This window comes from Jatrophihabitans sp. GAS493 (genome assembly GCF_900230215.1).
Taxonomy (GTDB): Bacteria; Actinomycetota; Actinomycetes; order Mycobacteriales; family Jatrophihabitantaceae; genus MT45.
Genome location: NZ_LT907982.1, coordinates 2,858,881 through 2,876,554 on the forward strand (window position 1 = coordinate 2,858,881; position 17,674 = coordinate 2,876,554).

Below are 17,674 nucleotides of genomic sequence, written 5' to 3' on the forward strand. Positions count from 1 at the left end.
GCGCGTCGCTCATGCTGACCCCAGCATCACGAATGGGTTGAGCGGGACCAGTGCCGCCGGTGGCACGAAGTGACTGCTCGCGATCGTCGTATTGAGTTCGCCCAGCGCCTGACGCAGCGGGTCGAGCACGCCGGCCAGGGCCTCGCGCCGCCCGTGCGAGGCCACAGCCAGCGCCGCGGGGTCGCTCTCGTGCAGCCGGGCGGCAATGTCCAGCACCTGACGCTTCAGTGACTCGCCCGACGGGCCGAGGCGGCTGATGTCGTTGCTGATGTGGTCGAGTTGATAGGCCACCGAGCGGGGATTCTCCCGGTCGATGAGCAGCAGGCTGAGCACGGTCTCCGCTCCGGCACCGGCGGTGAAGCGGCGACGGTGGGTGATGAGGCTGTCGGCCGCGATCAGGGTCGACTCCATGATCAGCGCCTCGGCTTCGACGTCGTGGGCCTGGCTGAGGTTCGCGCTGAGCAACTCCGAGATCCCGATCGCCCGCTCCAGACGACGTCCCAGGTCCAGGTAGGCCCAACCGTCATCGCGGACCATGTTCTCGGCGACGACACCGGAGAAGGCCAGTAGTGAGGAGAGCACTGAGGCCAGCGCCGGGGTGATGTCGTTGGCCGCCGCCCAGCCACGCGTGGCGGCCTGGAACGGGGCGAGGGTGCGGTCCAGACCGCCAAGCACCAGCCAGGTGTCACTGGAGAGCTGGTCGCGCACCGCATTGGCCAGCTCGCGCAGGCGCCGCACGTCGTGGGCGATGGTGCCGGGTCGCAACTCGTCGCCGAGCAGCGAGAGGAGCTCATCGCGCGGCTTGGTCAGCCGGGCGGCTGCGCCGTCACCGATGAATCCCGGGTAGGTGGCGGTCACCGAAGTCACCGACTCCAGCAGCACGCGTAGACATCGGGTCAGCGCCGGATCGGCCGCCGCATGCACATCCCGCCAGCGGTCGTCGGTGACCCGCAACAGGCGGGCCACCTCCTCAGCCCGTTCCGCGTAGCGCCCGAGCCAGAAGAGATCGGCGGCAACTCGCGGTGAGACGGCGTTGCTGACTGCATCCGGGGTGAGCGGATCCGGAACGACCGCGAGGTCGGCCAGCTGAGCGCCGGGCGAGAGGACCCAGAGGTCCTTGCTGGTCGCCCCGTCGAGGTTGGAGACGATGTCGGCGTCGGCGGAGTTCGCGACGCGCACCAGGCCGCCCGGCATCACCCGGAACGTCGGCCCGTCACTGACGGCGAAGGTGCGCAGCAGGACCGGTCGCGGCTCGAGTCCGGCCCGCGTGACGGTCGGGGCGGAACTGAGACTCAGCGCCTCCTGGGCCACCCAGCTGTGTGGTTCGGACTCGATCCGCGCGGCCAGCTCGGCCCGTTGGTCGGCCGACAACAGCCAGCCCAACTTGCTGCTGCGGCCGACCAGCCGGGCGATCGGTTTGAAGACCAGCGACTCCATCTGGCTCAGTGCGTGCGCCCGGGCCACCGGGTCACCGCACCACCAGGTGCGGGCCGACTGCAGCCGCAGTGGTTCGCCGAGCAGCGCCTCGCAGATCGCGGGCAGGAAGCTGTACAGCCCCGGGTTCTCCAGCACGCCGGCGCCGAGGGGGTTGGCCACCGACACCGCGCCGAGGCGGCTGGCCTCGACCAGCCCGGGGACGCCGAGCTGGGAGTCCGGGCGAAGCTCCAGTGGATCGCAGAACCAGCTGTCGACCCGGCGCAGGATCACATCGATCGGTTCCGACCGTCCGGTGACCGATCGCTGCCACACGCGTCCGTCGCGGAAGACGAGGTCTGATCCTTCCACGAGCGGGAAGCCGAGCAGTGACGAGAGGTAGGCCTGATCGAAACCGGTCTCGCTGCCGGCCCCCGGCGTCAGCAGCACGACCCGTGGCGCCTCGTGCTGGGTGGGCGAGAGCCGCTGCAGGGACTGACGCATCGCCTGGAAGAACGGGCCGATTCGATGGATGTTGCTGGCCCGGTGCAGCCCGGTCATCGCCCGCGAGATGGCCCGGCGGTTCTCCATCGCGTAGCCGGCGCCGGATGGTGCCTGGGTTCGATCGGCCAGCACCCGCCAGGTGCCGTCGGCGTCGCGGGCCAGGTCGGTGGCGGCCAGGAAGAGTTGATGCGTTCCCCGCAGCCGGATCTGATCCACCTCACGCAGGAACCCGCTGTGGCCGAGTACCAACTCCGGCGGTACCAGGCCACGGGAGATCAGTTGACGAGCGCCGTACAGGTCCGAGAGCACCACATCGAGGAGCTCGGCTCGCTGGACCAGGCCCGGCTCGAGCGCGGCCCACTGCGCCTCATCGACGACCATCGGGACCGGGTCCAGGGACCACGCCTGATCGATCGGCGCTCCGTGCGCGCGGTAGGTGACGCCGTCGTCTTCCAGCAGGCGACGGACGGTGTCACTGCGTTCCCGCAGTCCCACCGGGCCGAGCACGTCCAGGAGTGCGCCGACCTCGCGCCATGGCGGGCGCACCGAGCGGTTCGGGGCGAGCATCTCGTCCCAGCGGGCGTCCGGCAGCGGGTAGTCGTCGACCACCGACCCAGTCGAACCGGGCAGCGTCAGTCCGGACAGTGCCGGAGAGGACCCCGGTTCGACTGCCGGTGCACTCACCCTGCTCCAAGTACTCGGCGCAGATCCATGGTGTACAGCATCTCACCGGGGTGGACCTTTGCCGCGCTAGCGGCGATCGCGTCGCGCTCGTCGCCGATACTCCCACCGAGCACGAAACGCGACGAGCGACGGGCCTCGGCCTCGTTCGCGTTCACCGGGAAACGGTCGTAGGAGCGCCCGCCGGGGTGCACGACGTGGAAGGTGCAGCTGCCGACCACATCGCCGGTCCACAGATCGATCACCTCGAAGATCAGCGGCGAATGGACGCCGATCGTCGGGTGCAGTCCAGACGGCGGAGCCCAGGCCTTGAACCGGACGCCCGCGACCAGCGCGCCGGTACCACCGGAGGCCGATGTCGGGGCCAGCGGGGCCAGCGGCAGCGGTGCCCCGTTGCAGGTGACCGAGTAGCGCCCGGGAGTGGCACCGGTGACCTCGACCTGGACCCGCTCGACCGAGGAGTCGACGTAACGAGCGGTGCCGCTGCCGGTGGCCTCCTCACCGAGTACGTGCCAGGGCTCGATGGCCGAACGCAGCTCCAGGTGAACGGGGCCGAGCTGGGCGGCGCCGAGCTGCGGGAAGCGGAACTCGACGAAGGGCGTCATCCAGTTGAGGTCGAACTCGATACCGTGGCTGTTCAGGTCCGCCACGACCTCGGCGATGTCGGCTGCGACGAAGGCGGGGAGCAGAAACCGGTCGTGCAACTGGGTTCCCCAGCGGACCAGGTCACCGCGGTACGGCTCGCGCCAGAAGCGGGCCACAAGGGCTCGCACCAGCAGCGCCTGCACCAGGGACATCTGCTCGTGTGGAGGCATCTCGAACCCGCGAAGCTCCAGCAACCCGAGGCGCCCCCGGGAGGAGTCGGGGCTGAATAACTTGTCGATGCAGAACTCGGCCCGGTGGGTGTTGCCGGTCAGGTCGGTGAGCAGGTGGCGCAGCGACCGGTCGACTGCCCACGGACGGGCGTCCGCACCGAGGCGGTCCAGTTCGGCGAAGGCGATCTCCAGCTCGTAGAGGTAGTCATGCCGGGCCTCATCCACGCGCGGCGCCTGGCTGGTCGGGCCGATGAACCGACCGGAGAAGAGGTAGGAAAGGGACGGATGGTGCTGCCAGAAGGTCAGCATGCTGATCAGTAGATCCGGCCGGCGCAGGATCGGGCTGTCGGCCGGCGTGGGGCCGCCGAGCGTGATGTGACTGCCGCCGCCGGTACCCGTGTAGGTGCCGTCGAGGGCGAATTTCTCGGTGCCCAGGCCGATCTCGTGGGCGGCTGTGTGCAGCGAGTGGTTGATCTCCACCAGCTCGTCCCAGGATGCCGCCGGCTGGACGTTCACCTCGATCACCCCGGGATCCGGGGTGACCGTCAGCGTGCGGGTACGGGGGTCACCGGGAAGGCCGTAGCCCTCGATGACGATCGGCACTCCGACGACCATCGCCGCGTCCTCGAGCACCCTCAGCAGCTCGACCGCGCTGTCGAAGTCGTCCAGCGGGGGGAGGAAGACGAAGAGGTGGCCGTCGCGGACCTCGACGGCCAGGGCGGTCGTCGGGGCGTCGGCGATCGGGGTGACGCTGGCCGGCGGCAGGTCGGCCTCCGGTGAGGGGAGGTCCCCGCTGGCCGAGAACGGGACATCCACCGGCCGCGGTGGCGGGCCCTCCCAGCTGATCGAGTTCAGCGGAAGGCGCAGGCCGACGGCCGATGTACCGGGGATGAGCACCAGATGCCCGCGTCGGGTCCGCCAGCGGGCGGTGGCCCAGGCATCACCGGTCTCGCTGCGATGCAGCGGGAGGACGTAGCCGGTCGGGTTCACAACCTCCCGGTCGAGCTCGGCGACGACGGCCCGGCGAGCATCGCGCGCGTCGCTGAGTTCCGGGTCGAGATCGAACTCGGGTGCTTCGTCGGCCGGCAGCTTGGCCTCGTCGGCCAGCATCTGCAGGCGGTCCTCGTAGGCCGGCAGCACGAAGTCGTCATCGATACCGACGCCACGGGCGCAGAGCAGCGCGAAACGGTGCGCTATCCCATTCGCCCGCTCCTCGTCGATAACGGCTTTGCCCCACGGGTCGTCCAGCAGGTCGGCGTCGCGCCACAGCGCGACGTCGTCCAGCCGCCAGGTGATCGCGATCTGCCAGCGCGGCAGCGGCTCGCCCGGATACCACTTGCCCTGGCCGTGGTGCAGCACCCCGGCGGGGGCGTAGTGCTGCTTCATCTTGGCCGCGAGTTCGGTGGCCAGCGTCCGCTTCTCCGGCCCGTCGGCGGCGATGCTCCACTGCTCGGACTCCATGTCTCGTACCGAGACGAAGGTCGGCTCGCCACCGATGGTGAGGCGTACGTCGTCGGCGGTCAGCTGAGCGTCCACCGCATGACCGACCGCCATGATGTCGTCCCACTGCCGGTCGGTGTAGGGCTTGGTGACCCGGGGATCCTCACGGATACGCCGTACCTCGTTGACGAACTCCATGGTGGTGATGCACGGGTCGACGGTGCCGGTTATCGGTGCCGATTGGGCCGGTGACGGGGTGGCCGAGAGCGGGATGTGCCCCTCACCGGCGAAGAGGCCGGAGGTCGCGTCCATCCCGACCCACCCCGCGCCCGGGAGGTAGACCTCGGCCCAGGCGTGCAGATCGGTGAAGTCTTCGGTGAGCGGCGCGACGCCGTCCGGGGAGTCGGGCACGTCCGGGGCGAGCTGGACGAGGTAGCCGGATACGAAGCGGGCGGCGAGGCCCACCTCACGAAGCGCCGAGACCAGCATCCAGGCGCTGTCGCGGCAGGAGCCGATCCCGAGATCCAAGGTCTGGTCCGGCGTCTGGACGCCGTGCTCCATTCGTACCGTGTAGGCGATCGACCCGGCGACCCGGGCATTCAGCGCGGCGAGAAACTGCACAATGCCGACCCCGTCGGCGTCGATCGGCGGAGCCTCGTCGAGCCACTTGCGCAGCAGCGGGCCGACCTCGTTCCCGTCGTGGCCAGGCTCGACCACCGGGCGGCGATACGCCTCGAGATCGGCGGCCAGCGAAGGTTCATAGCTGAACGGGAACTTCTCGGCGTACTCCTCGACGAAGAAGTCGAACGGGTTGATCACCGTCATGTCGGCGATGAGTTCGACGGTGACGTCGAGTTCGGTGACCCGCTCGGGGAAGACGACCCGGGCCAGGTGGTTTCCGAACGGGTCCTGCTGCCAGTTGAGGAAGTGCGGTGTGGGGGAGACGGTGAGCGAGTAGTTCTCGATCCGGGTCCGACTGTGCGGCGCCGGGCGCAGCCTGATGACATGCGGCCCCAAATGAACAGGCCGATCAAACTGATACGTAGTCCGATGTTTCACGGCGACATGTACGGCCATCGCCGCAGTCTACGAACTATTTGTTACCGCCGATAACCACCTTCCATGCGTCAGGCAGACTAAATGACGTGCATCACACGACGCGGGTCACCTGCCGACCCATTCCAGCCACCGCCCGACCCGCTTCTCGACTGCCGGGCGGAGGGGGTTTCTGATGGTCAATGCGACCGTGCTGGGCGCCGGTTCCTGGGGGACGGCCTACGCGAAGGTGCTGGTCGACGCCGGGTGTGACGTGACCCTGTGGGCCCGAGATCCGCAGCTGGCAGAGCAGATCAACGCCAGCCACGAGAATCCGCGTTACCTGGCCGGTGTGCCGCTTCCCGAACAGCTGCGGGCCTGCGACGACTATCGCAAGGCTCTCAGCGGCGCCGAGATCGTGGCCATTGCAATCCCGTCGCAGAGCCTGCGGGCCAACCTCGCCTACTGGGCGGAGTGGATCGAGCCGAACGCGACGCTGGTCAGCCTGATGAAGGGCGTCGAGCTCGGCACGTCCAACCGGATGAGTGAGGTGATCGCTCAGGTGACCGACGCCGATCCGAGTCGCATCGCAGTCGTCTCCGGGCCGAATCTGGCTCCGGAGATCGCCCGCGAGCAGCCGGCGGCCACGGTGATCGCCTGCACCGATCTGGAGCGTGCGGTCGCCGTTCAGCACGCCAGCGCGAACCGCTACTTCCGCCCGTATACCAATGTCGACGTGATCGGCTGCGAACTGGGCGGCGCAGTGAAGAACGTCATCGCCCTGGCCTGCGGGATGGCGCAGGGAATGGGGTTCGGTGACAACACGCAGGGCTCGCTGATGACCCGCGGGCTGGCCGAGACCTCCCGGCTGGGGACGGCGCTCGGGGCCGATCCGCTCACCTTCTCCGGGCTGGCCGGAATGGGTGACCTGGTCGCCACCTGCTCCTCACCGCTGTCGCGCAACCGCACCTTCGGTGAGCGGCTCGGGCGCGGGGAGAGCCTGGAACAGGCCCAGCAGGCGACGCACGGCCAGGTCGCCGAAGGGGTGAAGTCCTGCCGATCGATCCTCGCCCTGGCTGATCGGCACGGAGTCGATGTGCCGATCACCCGGGCCGTCGAGGCCGTCTGTTACGGCGGCCTGAGCCCGGCCGGATTGATGCAGGCGATGATGGCCCGCACCATGAAGAACGAGCTGACGTAATCGACGACCGGCGGTTGGCAGCTGACCGCGTGCCGGTCGGTACGCTCGCGCCCATGGGAAAAATTCGGGTCGCGGTGATCTACGGCGGGCGCAGCACCGAACACGGCATCTCGGTGGTCTCGGCCGGTAGCGTGCTGGCCGCACTGGATCCGACGCGCTACGACGTGATCGGCATCGGAATCGATCCGGACGGGCGATGGGTGCTCGCCGCGGGTGATCCGGCGACCCACCAGATCAGTGGGCGCACGCTGCCCCAGGTCGGTTCGGGGGCGGCGGTCACGCTGGCCGGAGATCCGACGGTCCCCGGCCTGATGGTCACCGAGCCGGGCCAGGCGATGAGAATCCTCGACTCGGTGGACGTGGCCTTTCCCGTTCTGCACGGACGCTTCGGCGAGGACGGGACGATCCAGGGTCTCTTCGAGATGGCCGGGATCCCCTACGTCGGCTCCGGGGTCTTCGCGAGTGCCGCCGGTATGGACAAGGAGTTCACCAAGAAACTGCTGGCCGCCGAGGGGCTCGAGGTGGGGCGATACGTGGTCCTGCGCGGCCGCGACCTGAAGCTGCACGCCGGCTCAGACTTGGATGGCGATGTCTCGGCCGGCAGCTCCGACCTGAACACCGAAGAGATCCGCGCCCTCGGCCTGCCGGTCTTCGTGAAGCCGGCGCGCGCCGGATCGAGTGTCGGAATCACCAAGGTGACGAACTGGGACGACCTTCTCGACGCGGTAGTACTGGCCTTCGCCCATGACACCAAGGTGCTCATCGAGGCCGCTCACGTTGGTCGCGAGATCGAGTGCGGCGTCCTGGAGGGCCTGGACGGGCACCCGCGGGCCAGCGTTCCGGCTGAGATCCGGCTGGTGCGTGGGCACGACTGGTACGACTTCGACGCCAAATACCTCGACGATGCCTGCGAGTTCGACGTTCCGGCCGACCTCTCCCCGGAGCTCAGCGACGCGGTGCGTGACGCCGCCTGCCGCGCATTCACCGCTCTGGACTGCGCCGGGCTGGCCCGCGTCGACTTCTTCGTCGGCCCGGACGGTCCAGTCGTGAACGAGGTGAACACGATGCCGGGCTTCACCCCGATCTCGATGTTTCCGCGGATGTGGGAGGCCACCGGCGTGCCCTACCCGCAGTTGGTGGACATGCTCATCAGCTCGGCGCTGCGTCGCGGCTGAGCGTTCCGGTGAGTCGATCTCGGTACCGTCGGCCGGTTGCCCTCCTCGGGGTGGGGCTGCTCGTCGCCGGGTGCACCAGCGGTGACCGGCAGCCGGCTCCTCCGCCGCCTGAATCGTCACGGGCGGCGGCAGTTACTCCGTCCGCCGGCGTCGTTGCGACCAGCACCCCGACGGCCGCCAAGCTGCGGAGCGTGCGCGTGCTCGGCTCCGGGGATGTGCTGATCCACCCGCAGCTCTGGGAGCAGGCGGCGGCCGACTCGACCGCCGCCGGAGAGCCACGCGGCTACGACTTCGGGCCGATGTACGCCGGGATCGCCGCGGTCACCAAGGGCGTCGATCTGGCGACCTGCGAGCTGGAGTCTCCGCTCGCCCCGGCGAGCGGACCGTTTACCGGCTGGCCGAACTTCAGCTCCCCGCCGCAGGTGCTGACCGCCTTGAAGGGCGTCGGCTACCGCAGCTGCACGACCGCCTCCAACCACAGCATCGACCAGGGCAGCGCCGGCGTCACCCGTACCCTCGACGAATTGGACGCGGCGGGCCTACGGCACACCGGCAGCGCGCGGAGTGCGGCTGAGGCGGCGAAGCCGATGATCATCACGACGGCCAACGGCGTGAAGATCGCCCAGTTGGCCTACGCCTTCGGATTCAACGGCCAACAACTTCCGCCAAGCGAACCCTGGTTGGCCAATGAGACCGACATACCGACAATTCTCAAGGCGGCGCAGCGGGCGAAGCTGGCCGGCGCTGACATCGTGGTGCTGAGCATGCATTGGGGCGTCGAGTACAGCCACAGCGCGACCGCACAGCAGCAGGCGCAGGCCGCACAACTGCTCGCCTCACCGGACATCGACGTGATTCTGGGTGACCACCCGCACGTCGTCGAACCTTTCCAGCAGATCAACGGCAAGTGGGTCGTTTACAGCATGGGAAACCAGATCTCACGGCACGCCGATCCGGTGGCGGCCAGCCGGGAAGGGGTGATGCCGGTATTCACCTTCACCGAGACGGCCCCGCATGTCTGGAAGACGACGCGGGTGCAGGCCGACGTGACCTGGATGCAGTTCTCGCCGGCGTTCCGGCTGATCGACGTGGCGCAGGGGTTGGCCGACCCGGCCATGACGCCGACGCAGCGGGCCGACCTGCAGGGCGCGCTGACCCGCGTCACCGGCTACGTGAACGCGATGGGTGCCCGGGGCGCCGGCCTGCAGGTCGACTAGCGAGGCCGGCGGCGGTTGGCGGCCCGACCGGATCAGATATGCAAGTCGGGGTACGTCGCTTGAAGATCCGCTCGCATGGCTCCAGCCAAGCGAGCGGCCCACGCGGCGGTGAGATGAGCCTTATCCACTCGGATCAGGACGCCGTCGGCTTCGATCGGGCAGCGATCGCCGACACAGAACCAGTTGCGAGTATCCAGCAACTGCGCGTGCTGCCTCCGGGCCGCTTCGGCCTCGCCCTTCATCTTCGCCTTGTAGTCGGAGTCGAGGTTGGTCTCACACACCTTCGGCCCCGACAGCCTGGTTGCACACTCGGCTGGGTCCTTGCCCGAGACGGCGTTGGAGAGGACTAGTACGTTCTCCACGCCGCCGCTGCGCAGCTGTTGAATGGTCTTCACTGCTCCGGCTGTCCACTCCTGCTGCGCCGCCGGCCCAGTTGCCCCTGACGACAGGCGGGCGATCGGCCCCTGTGCACTGGAGACGATCACGAGGTCAGGATGTAGTGAGGCCGCCCAGTCGGTCATGACCTTCCGGCTGGCCCGACACAGCGAAATGAAGTCCGCTTGCGGTACTGGGGGCGGCGCGTCCGCCTCGATCGGAGAGCAACTGGCAAACATCAGGCCGAGCACTCGCCAGCCTCGCGGAACCAGCGCCCCGGAGACCGTCGGCATCCAACTCGCCGCGATCGAATCCCCGATCACGACCGCCGTGCGCGCAGAGTCGGATGCGCCGTAGGAGCAGATGTGGGGATGGGCGACGCCCACGTTGTTGCGGCACCCGGTGGAGAGGTCCATCGCCGGTGCGGCGTCGAGCGAGGTGTCGAGTACGTCCAAGGACGGCGTGGTCGTGGGCCAGGCAGTGAGGGCGAGACTGCGCCTCAGTGCAGCGGATACTTCAGCGTCGCTAGCCATCGTGGTTGCCGGGCTGGCCCGGTGCGTCGAGGCACTCTGTCTTATGGCGGATCCGCTGATGTCGCCCAGTGGTGCGTCCATCTGGGCGAACGCGAACAGCACGATCGCGCTACTGAACGCGAGGCAGGCGATCAAGGGCAGAGTGCGGGCGCGCGGGCTGATTCTGCGCCGTCGCCCCACCTGCTCCCGTTCGCGCCGCCGACGGATGCCGACGGTCTCGATATGGCGGTAGGAGAGTACGGAGAGTGCGAACGTGACCAGGAGCGCGATGATCGTCACGAGCGTCGACGGCCAGGTCTGCAGTGCCGCAAGCAGCAGGATTATCGCCGGAAAGTGCCACAAGTACAGCGAATACGAGATCTTGCCGAGGTAGCGAAGCGGCGCCAGCGTGAGCAGGCGCCAGGCTGGGCCGCCGGCGAATTGAGCGCCTCCGAAAATGATCATCACACTGCTGAGCACGGGGATCAGCGCACCGGGCGCCGGAAACGGCGAGCCGTTCGTCAGCAGCAGCGACGACACTGCGAGTACGAGCAACCCGGTAGTCGCGATGCTCAGCGCGATCGGCGGCGACAGGGAACGCCCTCGCTCACGCCACCGCTGTTCGACGAGCCCCGCTATCGCTCCGGCGAGCAGTTCGAATACCCGGGAGAATGTGTCGAAGTAGGCCATCGACGGTCGCTTCAGCGTGAACAGGCAGGCCCAGGCGAGTGAGGCGACGGCGATCACGACGGCAATTCTGAGCACCGTGGCCGCGACCGGACGCTGGGGAGCGCGACCACGGTGGAGCAGCCACGCGATGAGCAGGAGAACGAGTGGCCAGCCGGCGTAGAACTGCTCCTCGACCGAGAGCGACCAGTAGTGCTGGAGCGGGGAGACCGCACTTCCGGCGTGTAGGTAATCGGTGCCCAGCCGGGCGAAATGCCAGTTGGCCACGAATAGCAGACACGCGACGCCGTCCGCTGCGATGGCATCGGCCCGGCCGTCGTAGAAGACGAGGTATGAAGCGGCGACGGTGACGACAACGACGACTATCGCCGCCGGCAGAATTCGGTACACGCGGCGCAGGTAGAAAGCGCTCAGCGATAGCGTGCCGGTTTCGCGAATCTCTCTGGTCAAGATTCTGGTAATTAAATACCCGGATATGACGTAGAAGACATCCACGCCGATATAGCCGCCGGTGGGCCAATGGAAAGCGTGGTTGGCAATGACGAGGCCGACGGCCACGGCGCGCAACCCCTCGATATCAGAACGAAAGCGAGAGGGGGCGGCCGAGTCGGGTTTGCTGCTATCAGCCGAAGGGCGCCCAGGATCTGAACCAGAAGCGAGTGACATGCAGCCCCCCAGCGCAAGTCGTGACAAGTCGTCACAAGGATGGGGATGCTACCGGAGATTGGTTAATTCGAGAATTCCCGGGTTCAGCGCGAAATACGCGAACACATGCGACCGTCGTAGGACCGGCGCTGCCTAATTGATCGCGGATGCAGCGCGCAGTTCGTTGATCTCGGCCTGGCTGAACCCCAGGTCCTCCAACACCGTGATCGTCTCGGCGCCTAGTGCGCCGCCGAGTTCAGCGGCCGTAGCCGGGGTGACGGAGAAGCGCGGCGCGGGCGCGGCAACCGAGGCCGTCCCAACCGTGGTGAAGGTGTTTCGAGCCGCATTGTGCGGGTAGTCCGGCGCCTCGGCCAGGGTAAGCACCGGCGCCACGCAGCCATCGATTTCGGCGAAGATCGTGTCCCACTCGTCGCGGGTCCGGGTAGCGAAAGTCTCGGCCAGCGTCTTGGTAAGCCGTTCCCAGTCGCGCCCGTCCCACGGAGAGCCCACCGTTGCCGCGTCGAGGCCAAGGGTGGCCAGCAGCGCCATCCAGAACTGCGGCTCGATCGCTCCCACCGCGACGTACTTGCCATCGGCACACTCGTAGCAGCGGTAGTTCGGCGATCCGCCGTCGAAGAGGTTGGCGCCGCGCTGGTCGCTCCACATGTCGCCGGACATGAAGACTCGGGTCATCGTGCCGAGATAGGCCGCGCCGTCGGTCATCGCCGCGTCGATCACCTGACCGGTGCCGGTGCTGCGCGCGTGCAGCACGCCGGCCAGTAGGCCGACGGCCAGCGACATCGCGCCGCCGCCGAAGTCGGCCAGGTAGTTGGCCGGCGGAACCGGTGGAGCATCCGCTGCGCCGATGCCGTGCAGCAACCCGGAGACGGCGAGATAGTTGATGTCGTGCCCGGCCCGGGGTGCTAGCGGGCCGTCCTGCCCCCAGCCGGTCATCCGGCCGTAGACGAGCTTGGGATTGCGGGCCAATGCCTGCGCCGGTCCGACGCCGAGGCGCTCCGTGACGCCCGGACGGAACCCTTCGATGAGGGCATCCGCGCTCTCGACGAGGCGCAGCAGCACTTCGCTGGCTCCCGGCTTGCGCAGGTCGAGGCCGACGGAGCGACGGCCGCGGCCCATCGGCCCATGTGGGCCGACGGGCAGCAGGCTCATCGGGTCGTCGTCGGTGCTCAGCTTGTCGATGCGAATCACCTCCGCGCCGAGATCGGCCAGCATCATGCCGAGAAAGGGGACCGGTCCGATCGCCGGAAGTTCGATAACCCGTACACCGTCGAGAGGCCCCATTGCCCTACCTGTCCGTCATGATGCGGTCGTCCCGCTCCGATCCACCGGTTGCCCAGTGATCAGAAGCCGAGACTGCGGCCGATGATCTCTTTCATGATTTCCGTGGTTCCGCCGTAGATCGTCTGCACCCGACTGTCCAGGAACGCTTGGCTGATCGGGTACTCCGACATGAAGCCGTAGCCGCCGTGCAACTGCAGGCAACGGTCGACGACCTTGTTCTGCAGTTCGGTGGTCCACCACTTGGCCATCGCCGCGGTCGGGATGTCGAGGGTCTCCTCGACGTGATCCATGATGCAGCGATCCACGAAGGTGCGGGCTATCTGCACCTCCGTCGCCAGCTCGGCCAGCAGGAACCGGTTGTGCTGGAACGAGCCGATCGGCTTTCCGAAGGCGGTGCGCTCCTTGCAGTACTTCATCGTCAGGTCCAGCGCCGTCTCGGCCGCGGTCACGGCCACCACAGCGATGGTCATCCGCTCCCGAACCAGGTTCTGGATCAGGTAGATGAAACCCTTCCCCTCCTCACCGAGAAGATTCTCGGCCGGTACCCGGGCGTCGGTGAAGTACAGCTCAGCCGTGTCCTGAGCCTTCAACCCGATCTTGTCGAGGTTGCGGCCTCGTTCGAAGCCGGGAGTGTCCCGCTCGACGACGATCAGCGAAAGACCCTCGCCACCCTCGGCATTGCCCGTCTTCGCCGCGACGATCACGATGTCGGCCATGATGCCGTTGCTGATAAAGGTCTTCTGGCCGTTGAGGACGTAGTGATCACCGTCGCGAACCGCGGTGGTGCGGATCGACTGCAGGTCGCTACCGGTGCCGGGCTCGGTCATCGCGATCGCGGCGATGAGCTCGCCGCTGCACATGCCGGGGAACCAGCGCTTCTTCTGCTCCGGTGTGGCCAGCCGCTCCAGGTACGGAACGATCAGGTCGTTGTGGACGGGGAAGCCGGGGCCGGCGGCGTGAGCCGCCGCCAGCTCCTCGTCGAGGATCACGTTGAAGCGGAAGTCCTTGACTCCGCCACCGCCGTACTCCTCGTCGATGGCGGTGCCGAGCAGCCCCTGCTGCCCGGCCTCCAACCACAACTCACGGTCGACCTGACCGGCCTCGGCCCAGCGCTTGTTGTTCGGGGTGACGTGCTTGGCCACGAAGGCCCGGCAGCTGTCCCGAAACGCCTCATGCTCCTCCGAGAAGATGGTCCTCGACAGTGGCATCAGAAGGTCTCGCCGTTGTCCGCCTTCTTGCGCAGCAGCGGGCCCGGTGCGAAGCGGTCGCCGTAGCGCTCGGTCAACTCGTCGGCCCGCGCGACAAAGGCCGACAGACCCCCTGGGTAGCCGTTGATGTACTGCAGTACGCCACCGGTCCACGGCGGGAAGCCGATGCCCATGATCGAGCCGATGTTGGCGTCGGCGACCGAGGTGAGGACGCCCTCCTCCAGGCAGCGGGCGGAGTCGATCGCCTCGACGAAGAGGAAACGCTCCTCCAGCTCGTGCAGGTCGACGTCGGCCGGGTCACCCTGGACCGGGAACTCGTCGGCGAGGCCCTTCCAGAGCCCGGTGCGCTTGCCGGCTTCGTCGTACTCGAAGAAGCCCGCGCCGCGTAGCCGGCCGGCCCGCGACAGGCTGATCATCTTGTCGATGATCGGCTCGCCGTGCTGGATCGGCAGGTCGACCCCGTCGGCCAGCAGGGCGGCCCGGGTTTCGTTGCGGATCTTGACCATCAGCTCCATGTTGAGCTCGTCGATGAGCTGCAGCGGTCCGACCGGGTAACCGGCCTGCGTTCCGGCCTGCTCGATGGTCTGCGGGTGGATGCCCTCGGCCACCATGTTCAGCGCCTCGTTGCAGAAGGTGCCGATGACGCGGCTGGTGAAGAAGCCACGGCTGTCGTTGACGACGATCGGGGTCTTCTTGATCTGGGCCACGTAGTCCAGCGCGCGGGCCAGTGCCTCGTCCGAGGTCTTCTCGCCACGGATGAGCTCGACCAGCGGCATCTTGTCCACGGGGGAGAAGAAGTGCACTCCGACGAAGTCTTCCTTGCGCTGAACGCCCTCGGCCAGGCTGGTGATCGGCAGGGTCGAGGTGTTCGATCCGAGCAGCGCGTCGGCGGCGACGACCGGTTCGATCTCACCGAAGACCTTGTGCTTCAGCTCGACGTTCTCGAAGACGGCCTCGACGACGAAGTCGCAGCCGGCCAGGTCGGCCACATCGGCGGTCGGGGTGATCCGGGCCAGCACCTCGTCGCGCTTGGCCTCGGTGAGCTTGCCCCGGCTGACCGCCTTGTCGAGCAGCTTGCGGGAGTAGTCCTTGCCCCGCTCGGCCGCCTCGATGGTGACGTCACGCAGCACGACCTCGATGCCGTTGCGGGCGCTGACGTAGGCCACGCCGGCGCCCATCATGCCGGCGCCGAGGACGGCCACCTTGGTGGCGTCGCGCTTGGGCTGGTTGGCCGGACGACTGCCACCGGCGTTGATGGAGTTCAGGTCGAACCAGAAGGCCTGGATCATGTTCTTGGCCACCTGGCCGCGAGCAAGATCGGTGAGGTAACGGCTCTCGATCCGCAGTGCGGTGTCGAAGTCGACCTGTGTGCCCTCAACGGCCGCCGCCAGGATGTGGTGCGGAGCCGGCATCGGCGCGCCCTTGATCTGCTTGCGCAGGTTCGCCGGGAAGACCGGCAGGAAGGCGGCCAGCTTCGGGTTGCTCGGGGTGCCGCCGGGGATCTTGTAACCCTTGACGTCCCAGCGCTGAACCGCCTCCGGGTTGGCCTTGATCCAGGCACGAGCCTTGGACAGCAGCTCCTCCGGGGTGGCTGCGGTCTCGTCGATGAGGCCGAGCTCGACCGCCTGGGCGACCTTGAGCCGCTGACCCTGGCCGAGGACCTTGATGAGCGCATCCTGGATGCCGAGCATCCGGGTGACCCGGGTGACGCCGCCGGCGCCCGGGAGCAGGCCGAGGGTGACCTCGGGCAGGCCGAACTGGGCCTTCGGGTTCTCCAGGGCGATGCGGTGGTGGGTCGCCAGCGCGATCTCCAGACCACCGCCCAGCGCCGTGCCGTTGAGCGCGGCGACCACCGGACGTCCGAGGGTCTCCAGGCGGCGCAGCTGCTGCTTCGTCTCCTGCAGGCCGTTGAAGAACTCCTCGACGTTGTCGTCGTTGACCTGGATGAGCAGGTTCAGGTCGCCGCCGGCGAAGAAGGTGTCCTTCGCCGAGGTGACGATGACACCGGTGATGTTCTCCTTCTCGGCCTCGAGACGATCGATCGTCTCCCGCATCGAGGAGTTGTACAGGTCGTTCATGGTGTTGGCGCGCTGGTTCGGGTCGTCCAACGTCAGCGTGACGATGCCTTCGGCATCGGCGTTCCAGTGGATCATGTTCGTCATTGTTTTCAAGCTCCGATTCAGATGCGTTCGACGATGGTTGCGACGCCCATGCCGCCACCGATGCAGAGGGTGGCCAGGCCATAGCGCTGGTCGCGCCGCTCGAGCTCGTCGATGACTGTGCCGAGGATCATGGCGCCGGTGGCACCCAGCGGGTGACCGAGGGCGATGGCGCCTCCGTTGACGTTGACCTTCTCGTGCGGGACGTTGAGGTCACGCAGGAACTTCAGCACGACGGCGGCGAAGGCCTCGTTCACCTCGAAGAGGTCGATGTCGTCGATGGTCAGGCCGGCCTTGGCCAGCGCCTTCTCGGCCGACGGGGCCGGTCCGGTGAGCATGATGGTCGGCTCGGTGGCGACGACGCCGGTGGAGACGATGCGGGCGCGCGGGGTGAGACCGAGCTCGTTGCCGATCTTCTCGCTGCCGATGAGCACCAGCGCAGCACCGTCGACGATGCCCGACGAGTTGCCCGGCGTGTGGACGTGATCGATCTTCTCGACCCAGTGGTACTTCTGCTGGGCAACAGCGTCGAAGCCGCCCATCTCGCCCATCACGGCGAAGGATGCCGGGAGCTTTCCGAGTGATTCGACGGTGGTGCCGGCGCGCGGGAACTCGTCGTGATCGAGCAGCGCGAGGCCGTTACGGTCGCGGACCGGGATCACCGAGCGCGAGAATGCGCCGTTGGCGATCGCCTTCGCGGCGCGCTCCTGCGACTCGGCGGCGTAGGTGTCGACGTCGTCGCGGGAGAAGCCCTCGAGGGTGGCGATGAGGTCGGCGCTGATGCCCTGCGGAACGAAGCTGGTGTCGTAGGCGGTCTCCGGGTCCATCGCCCAGGCGCCACCGTCGGAGCCCATCGGCACGCGAGACATCGACTCGACACCGCCGGCGATGAGCAGATCCTCCCAGCCCGAACGGATCTTCTGGGCTGCGGTGTTGACGGCCTCCAGGCCCGAGGCGCAGAACCGGTTGAGCTGCACGCCGGGGCCCGAGGTGTGCATGCCGGCGGCAAGTGCGGCCGCTCGCGGCAGGACCATGCCCTGGTCGCCGATCGGGGAGACGACGCCGAGGACGATGTCCTCGATGCGGGCCGGGTCGAGGTTCGGGTTACGGGTCTGCAGCTCGTTGATCAGGCCGACGAGCAGGCTGATCGGCTTGGACTCGTGCAGCGAGCCGGTGGCCTTGCCACGCCCGCGCGGGGTGCGGATCGCGTCGTAGACGAATGCTTCAGTGGTCATATCAGAGGACCGTCCTAGATGGGTTGATCAGATGGATTTGATCGGCGGATGGAGCAACTTCAGTCAGGCG

Annotated in this window: 10 protein-coding genes; 3 read left to right on the top strand and 7 right to left on the bottom strand. The window is 67.8% G+C overall.

What is annotated here, in order from left to right:
• Positions 1 to 9: 9 nt before the first annotated feature.
• The gene (locus CPH63_RS13420; protein WP_157749527.1) at positions 10 to 2,601 is read right to left on the bottom strand and encodes a circularly permuted type 2 ATP-grasp protein; all 2,592 of its coding nucleotides are present in this window, start codon (positions 2,599 to 2,601) and stop codon (positions 10 to 12) included.
• Positions 2,598 to 5,930 (bottom strand): DUF2126 domain-containing protein, encoded by a 3,333-nt coding sequence (locus CPH63_RS13425; protein ID WP_096303406.1) that lies wholly within the window; start codon positions 5,928 to 5,930, stop codon positions 2,598 to 2,600. Before CPH63_RS13425 ends, CPH63_RS13420 begins: the two co-directional genes overlap by 4 nt.
• A 154-nt stretch (positions 5,931 to 6,084) precedes the next feature.
• Between CPH63_RS13425 and CPH63_RS13430 the strand changes: the two genes are divergently transcribed.
• The 3 genes from CPH63_RS13430 to CPH63_RS13440 are packed head-to-tail and all read left to right on the top strand — an operon-like array spanning position 6,085 to position 9,481.
• The gene (locus tag CPH63_RS13430) at positions 6,085 to 7,089 is read left to right on the top strand and encodes an NAD(P)H-dependent glycerol-3-phosphate dehydrogenase (protein ID WP_096303407.1); all 1,005 of its coding nucleotides are present in this window, start codon (positions 6,085 to 6,087) and stop codon (positions 7,087 to 7,089) included.
• 53 nt (positions 7,090 to 7,142) lie between these two features.
• Positions 7,143 to 8,264: a D-alanine--D-alanine ligase family protein gene (locus CPH63_RS13435; RefSeq protein ID WP_096303408.1), complete on the top strand. Its 1,122-nt coding sequence runs from the start codon at positions 7,143 to 7,145 to the stop codon at positions 8,262 to 8,264.
• Positions 8,265 to 8,272: 8 nt separating this feature from the next.
• Positions 8,273 to 9,481, top strand: a complete 1,209-nt coding sequence (locus CPH63_RS13440; protein ID WP_197704350.1) for a CapA family protein — start codon at positions 8,273 to 8,275, stop codon at positions 9,479 to 9,481.
• A 32-nt stretch (positions 9,482 to 9,513) separates the two neighbouring features.
• Here CPH63_RS13440 and CPH63_RS13445 read toward each other — a convergent pair whose 3' ends face one another.
• The 5 genes from CPH63_RS13445 to CPH63_RS13465 form a co-directional block, all read right to left on the bottom strand.
• Positions 9,514 to 11,721: an acyltransferase family protein gene (locus CPH63_RS13445; RefSeq protein ID WP_096303409.1), complete on the bottom strand. Its 2,208-nt coding sequence runs from the start codon at positions 11,719 to 11,721 to the stop codon at positions 9,514 to 9,516.
• A gap of 132 nt (positions 11,722 to 11,853) precedes the next feature.
• Positions 11,854 to 13,002, bottom strand: coding sequence for a CaiB/BaiF CoA-transferase family protein (locus CPH63_RS13450; protein WP_096303410.1), 1,149 nt, complete (start codon positions 13,000 to 13,002; stop codon positions 11,854 to 11,856).
• A gap of 59 nt (positions 13,003 to 13,061) precedes the next feature.
• Positions 13,062 to 14,204 (bottom strand): acyl-CoA dehydrogenase family protein, encoded by a 1,143-nt coding sequence (locus CPH63_RS13455; protein WP_096305149.1) that lies wholly within the window; start codon positions 14,202 to 14,204, stop codon positions 13,062 to 13,064.
• A 5-nt stretch (positions 14,205 to 14,209) separates the two neighbouring features.
• The gene (locus tag CPH63_RS13460; RefSeq protein WP_096303411.1) at positions 14,210 to 16,372 is read right to left on the bottom strand and encodes a 3-hydroxyacyl-CoA dehydrogenase NAD-binding domain-containing protein; all 2,163 of its coding nucleotides are present in this window, start codon (positions 16,370 to 16,372) and stop codon (positions 14,210 to 14,212) included.
• A gap of 17 nt (positions 16,373 to 16,389) precedes the next feature.
• Positions 16,390 to 17,604 (bottom strand): acetyl-CoA C-acetyltransferase, encoded by a 1,215-nt coding sequence (locus tag CPH63_RS13465; protein ID WP_096303412.1) that lies wholly within the window; start codon positions 17,602 to 17,604, stop codon positions 16,390 to 16,392.
• Between the last annotated feature and the right edge of the window lie 70 nt (positions 17,605 to 17,674).

Excerpts from the sequence above, each read along its gene's own strand:
- CPH63_RS13425 (WP_096303406.1), bottom strand. The coding sequence starts at position 5,930 with ATGGCCGTACATGTCGCCGTGAAACATCGGACTACGTATCAGTTTGAT.
- CPH63_RS13430 (WP_096303407.1), top strand. The coding sequence starts at position 6,085 with ATGGTCAATGCGACCGTGCTGGGCGCCGGTTCCTGGGGGACGGCCTAC.
- CPH63_RS13435 (WP_096303408.1), top strand. The coding sequence starts at position 7,143 with ATGGGAAAAATTCGGGTCGCGGTGATCTACGGCGGGCGCAGCACCGAA.
- CPH63_RS13445 (WP_096303409.1), bottom strand. The coding sequence starts at position 11,721 with ATGTCACTCGCTTCTGGTTCAGATCCTGGGCGCCCTTCGGCTGATAGC.
- CPH63_RS13450 (WP_096303410.1), bottom strand. The coding sequence starts at position 13,002 with ATGGGGCCTCTCGACGGTGTACGGGTTATCGAACTTCCGGCGATCGGA.
- CPH63_RS13460 (WP_096303411.1), bottom strand. The coding sequence starts at position 16,372 with ATGACGAACATGATCCACTGGAACGCCGATGCCGAAGGCATCGTCACG.
- CPH63_RS13465 (WP_096303412.1), bottom strand. The coding sequence starts at position 17,604 with ATGACCACTGAAGCATTCGTCTACGACGCGATCCGCACCCCGCGCGGG.